The organism is Catenulispora rubra (genome assembly GCF_015356825.1).
GTDB lineage: Bacteria > Actinomycetota > Actinomycetes > Streptomycetales > Catenulisporaceae > Catenulispora > Catenulispora rubra.
In genome coordinates this window covers 1-458 of the sequence record NZ_JAACYW010000745.1, presented here as the reverse complement: position 1 = coordinate 458, position 458 = coordinate 1, and the positions used below count along the sequence as shown (strand labels likewise).

The window sequence follows — 458 nt, the reverse complement described above, 5'->3', positions numbered from 1 at the left end:
GGATCCGGCACCTCGTCGAGGACCGCATCGGCCGCACCCACACCGAGGCGTTGTTCGCGGTCAGCAACAGCACGCTCAACGCGCTGGCTCAGGGCCCTGAGCCGATCCTGATCGACAGCACGCACCACGCGCTGCGGTTCGCCGAGGCCCGGGCCCGGCAGGCGGTCTGGCGCCGTCGGGAACGCGAGTTGGTCGGCGACGGTTCCGGTCTGCCGAGTGAGGTCCCGCGCCGCTCCGTTCGTCCGGTCCCGCTCCCTCAAGGACCCGTTGAGAAATTGGGCGACCGCGCGGCCCTGGCCTCGCTGCTCGGCGCCGGCGGCGTGCTGGCCGCCACCCGTGATCCGGGGCGGGCCGGCGATCTGATGCTCGCGACGATGCCGAAGGCGGCCCGGCTCGGCCGGGAGGCGTTCGCCTCGATGCTGGACTGGGAGCTGTCGCGGCACGGCGTGGTCCCGATG

Annotated in this window: 1 pseudogene; it reads left to right on the top strand. The window is 73.4% G+C overall.

Annotated elements, in window-relative coordinates:
- Nucleotides 1-458: pseudogene (locus GWK61_RS55245) on the top strand (hypothetical protein); the annotation flags it as partial.